General features: G+C 70.5%; 13 protein-coding genes. 4 read left to right on the forward strand and 9 right to left on the reverse strand.

All coding sequences use genetic code 11. From position 1 onward, the window contains the following. Positions 1-269: 269 nt before the first annotated feature. From DQE82_RS05145 to DQE82_RS05160, 3 genes are all read right to left on the reverse strand, one after another. A complete protein-coding gene (locus DQE82_RS05145) occupies positions 270-1511 on the reverse strand; it encodes a hypothetical protein (protein WP_113972103.1) in 1242 nt (413 codons plus the stop codon). Then, positions 1498-2031 (reverse strand): SigE family RNA polymerase sigma factor, encoded by a 534-nt coding sequence (locus tag DQE82_RS05150; RefSeq protein ID WP_043330679.1) that lies wholly within the window; start codon positions 2029-2031, stop codon positions 1498-1500. The genes DQE82_RS05145 and DQE82_RS05150 overlap by 14 nt, the downstream gene beginning before the upstream one ends. 695 nt (positions 2032-2726) lie before the next feature. Beyond that, a complete protein-coding gene (locus DQE82_RS05160) occupies positions 2727-3023 on the reverse strand; it encodes a helix-turn-helix domain-containing protein (RefSeq protein ID WP_043326983.1) in 297 nt (98 codons plus the stop codon). 700 nt (positions 3024-3723) lie between these two features. On the opposite strand from DQE82_RS05160, the gene DQE82_RS05165 reads away from it, so the two are divergent. Continuing rightward, positions 3724-4215, forward strand: coding sequence for a DinB family protein (locus tag DQE82_RS05165; protein ID WP_199495938.1), 492 nt, complete (start codon positions 3724-3726; stop codon positions 4213-4215). A 17-nt stretch (positions 4216-4232) separates the two neighbouring features. On the opposite strand, the gene DQE82_RS05170 is transcribed toward DQE82_RS05165, so the two are convergent. Further along, entirely contained in the window at positions 4233-4802 is a 570-nt protein-coding gene (locus DQE82_RS05170; protein ID WP_113972104.1) for a nucleotidyltransferase family protein, read from the reverse strand. A 14-nt stretch (positions 4803-4816) separates the two neighbouring features. Then, positions 4817-5437 carry a TetR/AcrR family transcriptional regulator gene (locus DQE82_RS05175; protein WP_113972105.1) on the reverse strand — a complete coding sequence of 207 codons (621 nt, stop codon included), beginning with the start codon at positions 5435-5437 and terminating at the stop codon, positions 4817-4819. Between the two features lie 111 nt (positions 5438-5548). Between DQE82_RS05175 and DQE82_RS05180 the strand changes: the two genes are divergently transcribed. Next, positions 5549-6235: an SDR family NAD(P)-dependent oxidoreductase gene (locus DQE82_RS05180; protein ID WP_113972106.1), complete on the forward strand. Its 687-nt coding sequence runs from the start codon at positions 5549-5551 to the stop codon at positions 6233-6235. A gap of 28 nt (positions 6236-6263) precedes the next feature. Beyond that, a complete protein-coding gene (locus tag DQE82_RS05185) occupies positions 6264-6917 on the forward strand; it encodes an NADPH-dependent F420 reductase (protein WP_113972107.1) in 654 nt (217 codons plus the stop codon). A 9-nt stretch (positions 6918-6926) separates the two neighbouring features. On the opposite strand, the gene DQE82_RS05190 is transcribed toward DQE82_RS05185, so the two are convergent. Continuing rightward, positions 6927-7124, reverse strand: a complete 198-nt coding sequence (locus DQE82_RS05190; RefSeq protein WP_104115843.1) for a hypothetical protein — start codon at positions 7122-7124, stop codon at positions 6927-6929. A 194-nt stretch (positions 7125-7318) separates the two neighbouring features. After that, positions 7319-8704 (reverse strand): glycoside hydrolase family 6 protein, encoded by a 1386-nt coding sequence (locus DQE82_RS05195; protein ID WP_113972108.1) that lies wholly within the window; start codon positions 8702-8704, stop codon positions 7319-7321. A 156-nt stretch (positions 8705-8860) separates the two neighbouring features. Here DQE82_RS05195 and DQE82_RS05200 point away from each other — a divergent pair, with 156 nt between their 5' ends. Further along, positions 8861-10129, forward strand: coding sequence for a GAF domain-containing protein (locus DQE82_RS05200; RefSeq protein WP_113972109.1), 1269 nt, complete (start codon positions 8861-8863; stop codon positions 10127-10129). Positions 10130-10134: 5 nt separating this feature from the next. Here DQE82_RS05200 and DQE82_RS05205 read toward each other — a convergent pair whose 3' ends face one another. Then, complete coding sequence (locus DQE82_RS05205; RefSeq protein ID WP_113972110.1) at positions 10135-11202, reverse strand: DUF2855 family protein; 1068 nt, start codon at positions 11200-11202, stop codon at positions 10135-10137. 94 nt (positions 11203-11296) lie between these two features. After that, positions 11297-13429, reverse strand: coding sequence for a radical SAM protein (locus DQE82_RS05210; RefSeq protein ID WP_113972111.1), 2133 nt, complete (start codon positions 13427-13429; stop codon positions 11297-11299). Positions 13430-13435 lie beyond the last annotated feature (6 nt).

Genomic DNA, 13435 nt, shown 5'->3' on the forward strand with positions numbered 1-13435 from the left:
GTGACCGCCTCGGTGGCACCGGCGGGCGGGGGCAGGGTCCCCACGCAGGACGCTGCGCGTAGAACTCCGCCAGTCCGACCGGCACCGCGTCGGACTTCGGCGCGGTGTTCGCCTCGGCGAGAGGCACCACCTGTACGCACAGAGCCGCTGTTGCCGTGGCAATCAGACCGGCCTTTGCTCTCCGTTTCATCCCAAGCCTTCATTCTTCGCGGCAGGAGCCGCTGAAGCGGCCCTGCGGAACAGCACCGTCGTGGTGCCGGCGCCGGCCGTCATGGCCGCAGGGCGGTCGCGGCCGGAGTCCAGGTCGACTCGTCCTCGACGTCGGCGACCGTGATCCCCTTGGCGATCTTCTCCAGCTCGACCCGCGGCAGCGTGTTACCGGCACTATCGGGGCTGACCTCGACTACGACTGCGCCGTCGGCGCTCCGGAACTGGCACCAGATGTCGACCTGCGGGCCGTCCCACCCGGGCCGGTCGGGTACGTCGTAGCACTTCGTCACACCGGGCTCCGGCGTCTGGTTCGCGCTGCTGCTCGGGATGACCGAGATGTGGAACCCGTCTTTGATGCCACCCTCGCTCGCCTCGTACGGTGCGGTCAGCCCGGTGGTGGGCGCGGCGGACCTGGTGTACGTCGCGCCGCCGTAGTCGCCGCCGCGGGCCGAGGCGATGCCGCCGAGGCCCGCCGTGGCGTGAGTGCCGATCTGCAACGGCACGTAACCGTCCGGCAGGTAGCCCACCGTGAAGGGCACCAGGGCCGGCGTCGGCCTGCTGGGCTTCAGGCCTTCGACCAGGCCGCCCAGCTCCTCGAAGCTCGGCGTGGCCTTGTCGCCGGAGTACGACGTGACAGCCGCCCAGGCGTTGTCGGCGTACTCCCAGGCGAAGAGCTTGTTGCCGCCATCCACCGGGCGTTGCGGGTCAAGGCCGACCGGCAGCGTCGCCTGCACGGCCCTGCGCCCGGCCACGGTGACGTTCGCGCCGTCCTTGATCCCGGCCGGGTCGAAGGCACCGGGCCGGTAGACGGTCAGGTACGCCCAGAGGGACGGCTTCCCGGCGGCAGCCTTCTTCCTGTTTTGCTCGAATGCGTCGCCCTGCTCCTCCACCTCCTGGGCGGTCATGGGCTTGTCGTTCGAGGTGTGACCGTCGGAGTAGACGGGAGCGATCTGGTACGCGGTGGACGCGACGATCGGGTCCTGCACATGCAGCGTGCCGGCGTCGTACCCGGTGAAGGTGAAGGTGAACGACGCGGCGTCGGGCCACTCGGCCCCGGCCGGCTCGGACGCCGCCGCCCCGGCCGCGAACGGCGCGGCCGGGGGGCTCTGCTGCGCACCCAGGGCCGGTACCACGAACGCACCGGCGACCACGGCCACGACGAGGCCCGCCGCGCCGGCTGACGCGAATCCGGCCCGACGGCGACGCTGCGCCCGCCGCCCTGCCGTGATGATGTCGTCGACGGTGCGGGACATCGGCGGCTCATCGCCCGTTACCGCGTCCACGAGATCATGCAACCGCATGGGTCCACTCCTTTATCGATGGTCCGTTGAGATCGGTACGGTCGCCGCCGAGTGACTCGCGCAGCTTCGCCAGGCCACGGGACACCTGACTCTTGGCCGTGCCCACCGTGCAGTTCAGGACGCTGGCGGTGTCCTCCAGGCTCAGATCCAGGTAGTGCCGGAGCACGACCGCGGCTCGCTGCCGGGGTGGCACCGAGTCGAGCGCCGCCCGCAGGCGCATCCGCTCGTCGCTCGCACCGGCGGGGTCGCGCAGCGCGATGTCCGGCATGGCGTCACCGGCCGACCGCTCGCGCCGCCACGGCCGACGGGTCTCGTCGACCGCGGCCCGGTAGACCATGGTCTTGACGTAGAGATCGGGCCGGTCCAGCTTCCGCCAGCGGGGATAGAGCTTGACCAGAGCATTGGCCACGGCGTCCTCCGCCGCGTGCCAGTCGCCGCAGGTCACGTACGCCAGCTTGCGCAGTGACGCCATTTCTGACGTCACGAACTCGCGGAATGCTTGCTCGTCTTCGGCTATCAAGTGCGCTGCCTCCTCGTGACGGAGGTAGAACGGAACCGCCCACCCGGAAAGTTGCACCGCTCGAAGAAGTGGACGGATCGACAGGATGATCGAGCGGGTTCTACGGTCGCGCCGACGCGCTCTGAAGAGAGCATCGTCGCGGTCGAGCAGGTGGTGGTACCGGGCACTCCGAGGACCGAGAGGGCGTGGTCTGCTGATCTTCAGCACCGGGCGCGAGGTGCCGGTTCGGGGTCCGGCCGACGGCGCTGGTTCAGTGGCTCCGAACGCGACATCAATACCTGCGTGGCGAGTAGCTTGCGTATGCGGGTGACGGCGACTGTCCCCACCCGGTCGTAGGGCAACTCCAATTGCAGCCCCTGGTCTGCGTTGCGAAGGTCTGCCGTGATCTCGTCTGGACGGAACAGCCGTTGAGTCCTCCGCGCTGGTTGGTGCTGAGGGAAGCCATGCCGGAGATGCAGGCGCCGTCGGCCAGGATCAGCCTCGCAGGACCGGAGTCACTGAGCTTGCTTCCCTGCGGAGGCGCGCCCGGATCCACGCCGTGCTCGGCCACCGGCGGCCGACAGCCGCCTCGACCGCCGGTTACGAACAGCAACATCCCGGCCGATGGCCGGGATACGAAGAGGCGCGCAAGCAGGAGTACGTGCTACCAGGACCGAGCCGGGAGCGGGCCGGCCAGTCTGCCGCCGTGGCCCACGCTACTGCTTCTCGTTCTGCCGCAGGGCTTCCTCGAGCTGGTCTTCCAGGATGATGATCCGACAGGCGGCTTCCAGCGCCGTGCCCTGATCCACCATCTCGCGGGCCCGGGCGGCCAGGCGCAACTGGTAGCGGGAGTAGCGGCGGTGCCCGCCGGCAGAGCGGTGCGGGTTGATCAGTTTCGCCTCGTCCAGGCGGCGCAGGAAGTCCTGCGTGGTGCCGAGCATCTCTGCGGCCTGACCGATGGTGTAGGCCGGAGTGTTCTCGTCGCCGAACATGTCATCGGGGTTTCGCCCCATGTCACCTCCACATCGAGGGCCCCGGCGCATAAGCGCCGGGGCCCAGGGTTAACGGGTCAGAACACCATCTACCGACAGGAAAGTCGGCTTGTCGTATCCGCACCAGCCATCGAAGGCTTCGGGTGCGAGGATCGCATATGCGTGACCGGAGACCACCTCTCGTTCGATGGAAACTGCGGTGTCCGCCGAGCCTGGAATGACAGCTGCTGGCGGGCGATCCAACGGTGTACGGCCCTCCCTTTCCTCTGCTACTTCTTACCCTTGCGGTCGTACGGTCCGCCGGCGCCGGAGCCCACGCGACTTCATGGCCCCGACACGTGCGGCGAACATCAGCTGGAGCCCTGAGCAAGCCTTGGCCCCACCTGCGTGCCCCATCGCGCATCACGCGTTGGGGCTGACGTGCTCCTACTGCCGTTCTACGCGGAACGAATTCCGCTTCTCACCGTCCGTCGTGACCTCACGGCCGGGCGGTCCCGTCTGCGTCTTGACGGATCTTCTCTCTCGACTCGAGGAAGATTATTCCACATCCCCGAGAATGTCTAGGCGTTCCGACCTAGATTTTCTGGTCGACCGCCCTCAGGGTCAGCGGCGCGCGCCCCAGCAGGCACGTGCGGGCCGCGCCGGCGGCTGAGCCCACCGCGCACCTCATCGGAGATCACAACCCCCCGGAAGTGTCGGCGTCGGTCGCTAGCCTGCCGGCGTGACGAAGATCGATGCAGAGAAGGCCGCGCTGTGCGAATTCCTCGAACACCAGCGCGCCAGCGTCCGAGCCATCCTGGCTGATCTGGACCCGACCGCGCTGCGGACGTCTGTCCTGCCCTCCGGATGGTCGCCGCTCGGCTTGGTGGAGCACCTCGGTCACGCGGAGCGCCACTGGTTCCAGGAGGTCTTTCGCGGTTCGGTGGAGCCACTGCCCTGGCCGGACGAGAACACACCGCTGCGCACGTCTCGATCGCCGGACCAGGTCTTCGACTTCTATCGCGACCAGTGCCGGATCTCCGACGCGATCATCGCCGCGGCGCCGTTGACGGCGGAACCAATCGGCCGGCACCCGGAGGAGCCGCTGGCGTCGCAGACCATTGACCTGCGTCGGATTGTTCTGCACGTCATCGAGGAGACCGCCCGACATGCCGGCCACCTGGATGTCGTGCGCGAACTCATCGACGGGCGAACCGGGCTGGGCCCGCGCTGAGCCGGGCGAGCACCGGCTCAGGTCACGACGCGGACGCCGGGCCAGCGTTCGGCGGGGCGGTGACGGGCCAGTCGTTGCCGGGAGACCTCCGGGCTGACCCTGGTCGGGTTGCGTCGCCACACGCCGTCGAGCAGGTCGTCGAGGCCGTGCGGCGCACACACCGCGATCTCGTCGTACGTGTCGAGGCGTACGGCCACGGCGGTGGCGTACTCGGGCCAGGTGGCGACCGCGTCGGCGACGGTGCGCAGCGGGTTCACCGGGCCACCGCCGAACTTGGCGGGATACCAGGTGTGCACGGCGGCCTGGTTCTTCGCCTCCCACGGCGGATCCGACCATCCCGCCACCAGTCGCCGGGTGGCCCGGTCGTCGTTGTCACGACTCAGGTCCGCCGGGTCGAGGAAGACCACGTCGACGTCGCGCACCGACGAGGGGTCGAACCCGTGGCCGTACCGCTCGCCCCAAACGAGGTCGCGGATGACGCCCGCGCCGATCCAGGCGTCCGGGAGGCCGCAGTCCCGAACGACGCCCAGCGCCCGGATCAGCCAAGGGCTGCGCCGCACCAGGCCCCGCAGTTCGTCCTCCCGCATCGGTTCTCCTGAGATCAGGCGGGGGTCGCCGGGCCGGGTACGAGGTTGAGCACCCGCAGCGCGACGTCGACCGAGGCCTGGAGGTCTTCGCGGCTCGCGCCGGCTGCGGCGTGCACGGCGTGGCCCTCGCTGAGCGCCATCACGAACCGGGCGAGCGCCCGGCTGTCGACGCCTTCCGGGAGGTCGCCTTCCTTCGCCGCGCGGGACAGCCGTTCCTCCAGAGCTGTCTCGGTGGCGGCCCGGCCGGCGGCCAGCATCTCGGAGATGCGGGTGTTCTCCGGGGAACAGGAGAGCCCTCCCTGGATGGAGAGGCAGCCGGCGGGGTGGTCGTCGGCGGTGAGCGCGTCGGCGCTGGTGCGCAGGAAGCTCTCCACGGCGGCGTACGCGGTGGGTTGTTCTAGTGCGGCGCGGGCGTTGGCCAGGTTGGTCTCGTGGTAGCGGGCGAAGGCACGCCGGAACAGCTCCTCCTTGCTGCCGAAGGTGGCGTACAGGCTCGGCCGGTTGATGCCCATGGCGCTGGTGAGGGAGCTGAGCGACGCGCCTTCGTAACCGTGCCGCCAGAAGACCTCGGCGGCCCGGTCGAGGACCGTCTGCTCGTCGAAGGCTCGCGGCCGTCCCGGTGTCGAAGTGCCCATGCACCTACTCTACCGCTCGGTACAGAAGTGACGCAGCGCACCAACCGATCGGTACAGAACCTTGCTACGGTGACGTCACAACCGATCAGTACAAAAGACCGAGGGAGACGCATGACCGTCACGTTGATCACCGGCGCGAACAAGGGCATCGGTTTCGCGACCGCCGGGCAGCTTCGGGACCTGGGGCACATCGTCTACGTCGGGGCGCGCGACAAGCGCAAGGGCGAGGAGGCGGCAGCGACGCTCGGCGCGCGGTTCCTGCACCTGGACGTGACCGACGACGCCTCGGTGACCGAGGCCCTGTCGACCATCGACGCGGCCCACGGCCGGCTCGACGTCCTGGTCAACAACGCGGGCATCGTCGAGAGCGGCCCCGTCGACGGACCCACCGCGCTGCGGGTGTTCGACACCAACGTGGTCGGGATCATCCGGGTCACCGAGGCGGCACTGCCCCTGCTGCGCAGATCCGCCAACCCCACCGTGGTCACGGTGTCGAGCAGCGCGGGCTCCTTCTGGGCGACGAACAACCCGGACCGGCCGGAGTTCGATCTGGGGTTCCCGCTCTACTCGGCGTCCAAGGCTGCCGCCACCATGATCACCGTCAAGTACGCCCGGTCCCAGCCGGGCATCAAGTTCAACGCGGTCGAGCCGGGCTTCACCGCCACCGACATGACCGCCGCGCTCGGCGGTGGCAGGTCACCGGCCGAGAGCGCCCGGATCGTCGTACGTCTGGCGACGCTGCCCACGGACGGCCCGACCGGGACGCTCCAGGACGAGTTCGGGCACCTGAACTGGTAGCCGCAGCCGACAGCCGGGAGGGGAACCCATGACAACCATCGGCATCATCGGCGCGGGCGAGGTCGGCAGCCAGATCGCACGGGCGGCGATCGCGGCCGGGTACTCGGTCGTCATCGCCAACTCGCGCGGGCCCGAGACGTTGGCGGCCCTCGTCACCGAGCTGGGTCCGTCGGCGCGGGCGGCGTACGCCAGGGAGGCCGCGGCGGCGGGCGACTTCGCCGTCGTCGCCGTACCTCTGAAGGTCGTCAACGACATGCCGGCCGAGGAACTCGCGGGCAAGATCGTCCTGGACACGAACAACTACATGGTCTGGCGTGACGGGCACATCCCGGTCCTCGACTCGGGTGAGAAGACGGTCCACGAACTGCGTCAGGAGCAGCTCCCCACGTCGAAGGTCGCCAAGGCGTTCACCCACATCCAGGCGCCCCGCCTGCTCACCTCCGCCCGGCCTGCCGGCGCCCCTGACCGGCTGGCGCTCTCCGTCTCCAGCAACTTCCCGGAGGCGGTTGCTCTGGTGACGCGGCTGTACGACCAGTTCGGCTTCGACACCGTGGACAACAGCCCGCTGAGCGAGTCGTGGCGCACCGGCCCGGGTCAGCCCGCGTGGATCCGGCACGCGCACCAGAACCGTGAGGAGCTGGCCCTCAACCTGAGGAGAGCGCGGCGCCACGCGCAGCCGTGACTCTCGGCGTCAGCGCCGCGTGCGCTCACCGGCCCGCTCGCGGGCGGGCTCCTCCGCGGCGAACGGGCTGCGCAGGCGGGTCATGGAGGCGGCGCTGATGTCCGCGGCCGGACTGCGCTCCTCGTCGGTGGCCTTGCCCCCCTCGATGCTGAAGGGGTTCAGGGCGAACGTCTTGTCGGGCACGTCGTGCTCCAAGGGAATCTGCACGGCAGCACTCGACTCAGTCGTCGCGGCTGGGAAACCGTGGGAAGGGCAGGGGGTCGGCGATCAGCCGTCGATACCCCGCATCGACAGCCTAACCCTCGCCGGCCGCCTGGGCGAGCCGCGTCGACCAGGAGCACGGGGACGGGCCCGGCGCGGAGGAGTGTTCCTCCGTGCCGGGCCCGCAGGTGTCGTGCGGGTCAGGCGGCGCAGGTGGCCGTCGCGCCCTGACCGGTGCCGGTGCCCTGGAAGCCGAAGTTGGTCGTCTGCCCGGCGCCGACCTGGCCGTTGTAGCCGACGTTCGTGAACCGGACGGTGCCGCTGGTGCCGCTGGCCTGGGCGTTCCAGGTGCCGGTGATCGCCGCGCCGCCGGGCAGCGCGACGGTCACGGTCCAGCCGTTGATGCTCGCCGAGCCGGCGGTGACGTTCACGCTCGCGGTGAAGCCGCCGTTCCACTGGTTGATCGCGACCGAGGCGGAGCAGCCGTTACCGGCCGGCGGCGGCGTGGTCGGGGGCGCCGTGGTCGGCGGGGCGGTCGTCGGCGGCGCGGTGGTGGGCGGAGCAGTGGTCGGCGGGTTGGTCGTCGGCGGCGCGGTGGTGGGCGGGTTGGGCGCGCCGTTGGCCAGGCTGAAGGCCAGGTCCGGCTGGAACGAACCGGCCGTGTAGCGGCAGCCGTCCGCCTCACCCGGCGGCTTCACCCAGAGGTACGCATCGATGTTGGCGTCGCCGGTGTTCGTCGTGGGGTACTGCCCGATGCGCCGGTCGGTGTTGTCGTCGGCGCACCAGTCCCCGGCCGCTCCGCCGTTGCGGCTGGTGTCGATGACCTGCCGCTTGCCGGAGATGCCCATGCCGTTGAGGGCGGAGATGACGGCCCGGCCGAAGTTCGCCTCGCTGGACGTGGGGTTGAAGTTCGACACGTTGGTGAAGAAGCCGTCGGCGTACTGCACGCCGGCCGCACGGAGCCGGTTGGCCGTGTCGTTCGCGCTGTTCCAGGTGGAGTGGCCGCCGTCGAGGTACACCTTGGCGTTGGGGTTGCCCGACTTGATGGTCTGGGTCGCCGTGGTGAGCGCCTGGTTGCGGGCGTTCAGCTCGCTGGCGCTCAGGCAGGTCTGCAGGGCCAGCGAGTCGGTCTCCAGGATGATCAGGACCGTCTGGTTGCCGAGCCCGCGGGCGAAGTTGGACACCCAGGTCTGGTACTGGTTGAGGTCCGGCGCGCCACCGGCGCTGGCGCCGCCGCAGTCGCGGTTGGTGATCTCGTACACCGACAGCACCGGGATCTGCTGCGCCGCGTTGGCGGCGCCGATGAAGCTGGAGACCTCGGACTGGATGGTCGACGGGTTGAAGTTGGCGTACCAGCGGGCCTGCGGCTGGCTGGCGATCTTGTCGCGGATGACGGCGGCGCGGGAGTCGCCCGGGTTGGCGGCGACCCAGCGGACGACTGCCGAGGACGGGTCGCGGTAGAGCGATCCGGACACGGTGCCGGCGGACGCGCCGCCGACGGCGAGGCCGACGCCGGCGGCGGCGAGACCCGCTACGGCCGCCACGCTGATGGCCGCTGACCTGCGGCGGGCGGAGAGGATAGCCACGACGTGTTTCCTCCTGATCACATCGACGTATCTAAGTTCGTGGGAGCGTTCCCACGACGGTAACGGAGGCGGACGTCGATGCCAAGATGTGAACGTCGGTCACTGACCCGTAATCTTGCGACGGTCGACGAAGCGGGCGTGGGAGGAAGACCAGGCATGACGGCGCTACCAGGCCAGGACCTGCCCAGGCCGGCGGACGAGGACCTGCGGACGCTGTTCGGCAAGTCCATCGCCGTCTTCGCGGCGCTCGCCGGGCCGACGCACGTGGTGGAGGCGGCGAATCCGGCATTCTTCGCCGCCATCGGTGAGGAACGCGCACGTACCGGAGTTCCGCTCGCCGAGTTGATGCCGGAACTGGACGGCCAGGGCTTCATCGCCCTGCTGGACGAGGTCTACCGGACGGGCGAGTCCTACACCGGTCACGACGCCCGGATCATGCTGGGCACCGGCTCGCACGCGCGGGAGGCGTTCTTCGACTTCACCTACGAGGCGCGCCGCGACCCCGCCGGCACGGTGACCGGGATCCGCGTGATCGGGGTGGAGACCACGCAGGTCAAGCACGCGCAAAGGCTGATGGCCGAGCACCGCGCCATGCTGGAGCAGATCGCCCGGCAGGCGCCCCTGACCGAGGTGCTCGACGGGATGGCCCGCTGCATCGAGAACCTCGCGCCGCAGGAGGTGCTCGTCTCCGTCCTGCTCGCCGACGCCGACGGCCGGCACCTGCGCCACGGCGCCGCGCCCAGCCTGCCCGACTTCTACAACGAGGCCATCGACGGGATCGCCACCGGTGAGGGCGTCGGATCGTGCGGCACCGCCGCGCACCGGCGGGAGCCGGTCGTCGTCACCGACATCGCCACCGACCCGTTCTGGGCCGACTTCCGCGATCTGGCCGAGCGGGCCGGACTCGCCGCCTGCTGGTCCACGCCGATCCTGGCCCGCGACGGCAGCCTGCTCGGCACGTTCGCCATGTACCACCGCACCCCGCGCGTCCCGCGGGACACCGATCTGGCCCTCGCCCGGGTCTTCACCGGCACCGCCGCCCTGGCCATCGAACGTCACCACATCGAACAGGCGAAGTCCGAAGCGGACGCCCGTGCGCGAGCCGCCCACGACGAGTTGGCCCGGGTGGTGCGGGCGGAGCGGGAGCTACGGGCCGAGGCGGAACAGCGCGCCGCCGCGGCGGCGGAACTCACCGCCCGGCTGCGCGCCGCCGCCGCCGCGCAGGCCGCCACTCCCCGCCCCGAGCGGTGTCAGCTCGGCGGCAGCGACGGCTGCGCCGCGCCCGCCGAGATCAAGGTCGCCGACTCGTGGGGCGACTCGGCGTGGGGCTGCCCGGTGCACGTCGAGGAAGCCGTCATCAACGTCCGTTCGGTCTTCATCGCCAACGAGGAGCTCGGCGGCCTGTCCGCCTACCTCGACCGCTGACGCTCTCAGAGCTGCACGACGTGGCCCACCCGGGGCGGCGTACGGCCGGCGAGGACGTCGAGCCAGGCGTCCCGCAGCGCCTCCGGACCGGCGCCGGCCCGCACGTCGAGCCATCCGCTCACCACCTGCGAGAACCGCTGCCAGGCGTCGGCGAACCGGGCGTCGAGGCCGTCGCGGCCCCAGTCCCGGCTGCGCTTGCGCATCTGCACCGGCGCGAAGAAGACCTCCTCGGCGGCGTCGGCGTTCGGCGTCTGCCGGGTCAGGCCGACGGCGATGTCCCGGACGAGCCGGTCGCCGAGGTGGGCCCGCAGGGCGGCCCGGTGCGCGGGCGCGCCGGACAGGTCGAGGTAGACCGTCGGCACGACGTCGAGCGCCGCGATGTCGTCGTACGCGAGGACATCGTCGTAGCAGCCGAGCGACCTGGTGAAGGCGAGGTTGCCGGGTGAGGTGAGCCCGATCAGGCGATGGCCGCGGCCGTGCAGCTCGAACGCGGCGGCGTACGCCGTCTTGCTCGACGCCGACGACAGCACCAGCGATTCCGCGCCGTACCAGTCGTTGTCGACGACCTGGTCGGCGAGCATGAACGAGGTGAAGAACAGCGGCCGGAACAGGATCAGCAGGTCCTCCTGCTCCGCCCGGTACGCGGGGTCGCCGGTGGTCGACCGGTAGGAGTTGTACGGCGAGGGCAGCCCGGCCCGGTGCGGGCTGGCGTCCCGGAAGCCGGTCCCGTCCACCCGCTCCGGGCGTACCACCAGGTGGCCGGCGGGCGGCAGGTAGCCGTAGATCCGCACGCCCGGCTCGACTCCTGACACTGTGGATGCAACCACCTCGGCGAAGCCCCACAGCGGCGGCAGTCCCCACCGCTGGTCGAGCCCGCGCGGCTCGGGCGGGAAGAACTCCCAGTAGCGCATCGCCTCGCCGAGCACCGCATAGGTGACGTTGTTGGCGGTCAGGCCGACCCGGTCCACGCGCAGCAGCGCCTCCCCGTCGGCGAGGGCGGGCACCGCGCCGTCGGCGAGTGTGGTGCGGGAGAGGTCGTCACGGGCCACAGCGAACGTCCACGAGTCAGCCATGGCCTGACGCTAGGCAGCAGCGAAACCGGAAACAAGTGCACTGGGAGTGCAAAATCCCACTCGTCGGGGTGCGCCGGCCCGACCGGCGCTCGGGTCACCGCGTCGGCCGGGCCGGGGCCGGGAGCTGGTGCCGGCGGATCAGCCGCTGCCCGATGAACGTGCGCCAGACCCGGTCGGCGACCGCCGGTTCGACGATCCAGAGCCGACGCTGCGCCTCGGCGAGCGTGAGCGGCGTGCTGAACAGGTCCAGGAACAGACGGCTGCTGCGGTTGAGCGCGAACACCTGGCCGTCGGTGCGGCGGAACAGGTGCCGGTTCGCCGGCAGGTCGCCGGGGACGCCCTCCTGCTCGTCGGACCGGATCCGCCGGTACGCGTCCCAGACCTGCTCGTCGTCGCGGTCCACGAACGCGCCGTTGGCGAGGAACTCGGTCCGGTCGTCGGTGTCGTGCCGCACCCGGTCGTGGGCGAGCACACCACGTACCGCGGTGCCGTACCGGTCGTGGTAGAAGAACGTGTGCGGGGTGTCGGTGCTGCCCAGCCAGGGACGGTGGAAGTGTCCCGGGTTGAGGTCGGCCTTGGCCCGGGCGACCTCGGCCTGCGCCGCCTCGGTCACCGGCTCGTCGTACCGGAGCATCCGGACGATGTCCGAACCCTCCACCGGCCGCACGTTCGTGATGCCGAACCGGTCCGGCTCCTTGGCGACGATGGCGCCCGGGGTCAGCATGAAGTCGCCGAGCCCGCCGAGGGTCCACAGGTCGGGGTTGTCGCGCAGGAACGCGATGCTGTCCAGCGCCTCCTCGCGGGTCTCGGTGGGAAAGCCGGTGAAGCCCATCATCTGCACGCCGATGTTGGCCTTCGTCATCGCGGTCATGGTGCGCCGTACCTGCTCCGGTCTGGTGCCCTTGTCGATCAGGTCGAGGATGCGCTGGTTGCCGGACTCGAAACCGACCGACACGGCCACGCATCCGCTGCGCCGCAGCAGCTCGCAGCGCTCGTCCGACCAGTACTTCTCCAGCCGGATCTCGGCGCCCCAGCGGAAGTCGAGCCCGCGCTCCACGACCTGCTCGGCGAAGCGCAGGATGGTCGCGGGAGCGAGCACGTCCACGGAGAAGTAGATGAACTTGGCGAACTTCGACAGCTCGGTGACGTCCGTGATCATCTTGCCGACCGTGTCCTGCCGCCACGGGCTCGTCGGGCCGTCGGTGTTCAGGCCGTAGTCGCAGAACGTGCACTTGTTCCAGTAGCAGCCGCGGGTCGGCGAGTAGTAGACGAACCGTTCCGGGCTGAGGTAGAGGTCCCAGGGCAGACCGGAGAAGTCCGGGACCGGCACCTGCGCCAGACGCTCGTAGCGCAGGGGCAGCTGGCGCTGGCGGCCGTACTTGGGGTGCAGGCGGACGTTGGGGTGCCCGGCCGGCAGGGTGCCGGTCGCCACCGCGTCCAGGATCTCCGTGTACGCGCTCTCCCCCTCCCCGACCACGATCGCGTCGAAGTCGGCGAGCACCTGGAAGACGTACTCGGGTCTGCTGGCGCACTTCCAGACGTCGGAGATCTCCGTGCCGCCCGCGACGAGGAAGACGTCCGGGCAGGCCCGGCGGACGAGCCGGGCGATCCAGAGCGCGAACGGAAGCTGCCACTGATAGGTGGCGCTGATCCCGATCACCTGGTGGCCACCGGCGGCCAGCCGCGGGATCAGCACGTCCTCGTAGTACGGCTGGAAGGGCTTGTTGAGCCGGCCGAGCAGCGCCTCGTCGGTGAGCGCGGCCACCGAGCCGATCGAGATCATCGGCGGTGGCTGCAGCCGGAAGCCGGCGCGGAACTGGCCGGGGAACCCGACCGCGCCGAGCGCGTCCATCCAGGAGATCACGCCTTCGACCGCGTCCTGGTAGTGCCGGTAGTCGTAGAACAGGTTCGGATCCTGCAACACCCCGATCGACCGGCGCAGCCGCTCCGGATCGGGGTCGGGCAGGCCGAGGTGGTTCGCCCGGGCCATCAGCGCGTCCGGGCCGCTGAGGTCGTCGGTCGAGGACCGGGACAGCTCCCGTCGCAGCCACTCGTACGCCGACGGCGTGTACGAGTGGTGGAACGCCTCGATGTTGGCGTCGATGATCTCCGCCGGCCGGTGCCCCTGTGCCCGGGCGTACGAGTCGAGGTAGTTCAGGGAGTGGTACCCCGAGGTGGGGTCGGTCAGCGGGGGGTAGACCAGTGCCGCCTTCACCGTTCCGCTCATCGACGC

This window comes from Micromonospora sp. LHW51205 (assembly GCF_003315815.1).
Lineage (GTDB): Bacteria > Actinomycetota > Actinomycetes > Mycobacteriales > Micromonosporaceae > Micromonospora > Micromonospora chalcea.

What these genes read in the sequence shown, in the direction of transcription:
- DQE82_RS05185 (WP_113972107.1), top strand. Translation starts at nt 6,264, where the DNA reads ATGACAACCATCGGCATCATCGGCGCGGGCGAGGTCGGCAGCCAGATC.
- DQE82_RS05200 (WP_113972109.1), top strand. Translation starts at nt 8,861, where the DNA reads ATGACGGCGCTACCAGGCCAGGACCTGCCCAGGCCGGCGGACGAGGAC.
- DQE82_RS05175 (WP_113972105.1), bottom strand. Translation starts at nt 5,437, where the DNA reads ATGGGCACTTCGACACCGGGACGGCCGCGAGCCTTCGACGAGCAGACG.
- DQE82_RS05170 (WP_113972104.1), bottom strand. Translation starts at nt 4,802, where the DNA reads ATGCGGGAGGACGAACTGCGGGGCCTGGTGCGGCGCAGCCCTTGGCTG.
- DQE82_RS05210 (WP_113972111.1), bottom strand. Translation starts at nt 13,429, where the DNA reads ATGAGCGGAACGGTGAAGGCGGCACTGGTCTACCCCCCGCTGACCGAC.
- DQE82_RS05160 (WP_043326983.1), bottom strand. Translation starts at nt 3,023, where the DNA reads ATGGGGCGAAACCCCGATGACATGTTCGGCGACGAGAACACTCCGGCC.
- DQE82_RS05205 (WP_113972110.1), bottom strand. Translation starts at nt 11,202, where the DNA reads ATGGCTGACTCGTGGACGTTCGCTGTGGCCCGTGACGACCTCTCCCGC.
- DQE82_RS05145 (WP_113972103.1), bottom strand. Translation starts at nt 1,511, where the DNA reads ATGCGGTTGCATGATCTCGTGGACGCGGTAACGGGCGATGAGCCGCCG.
- DQE82_RS05180 (WP_113972106.1), top strand. Translation starts at nt 5,549, where the DNA reads ATGACCGTCACGTTGATCACCGGCGCGAACAAGGGCATCGGTTTCGCG.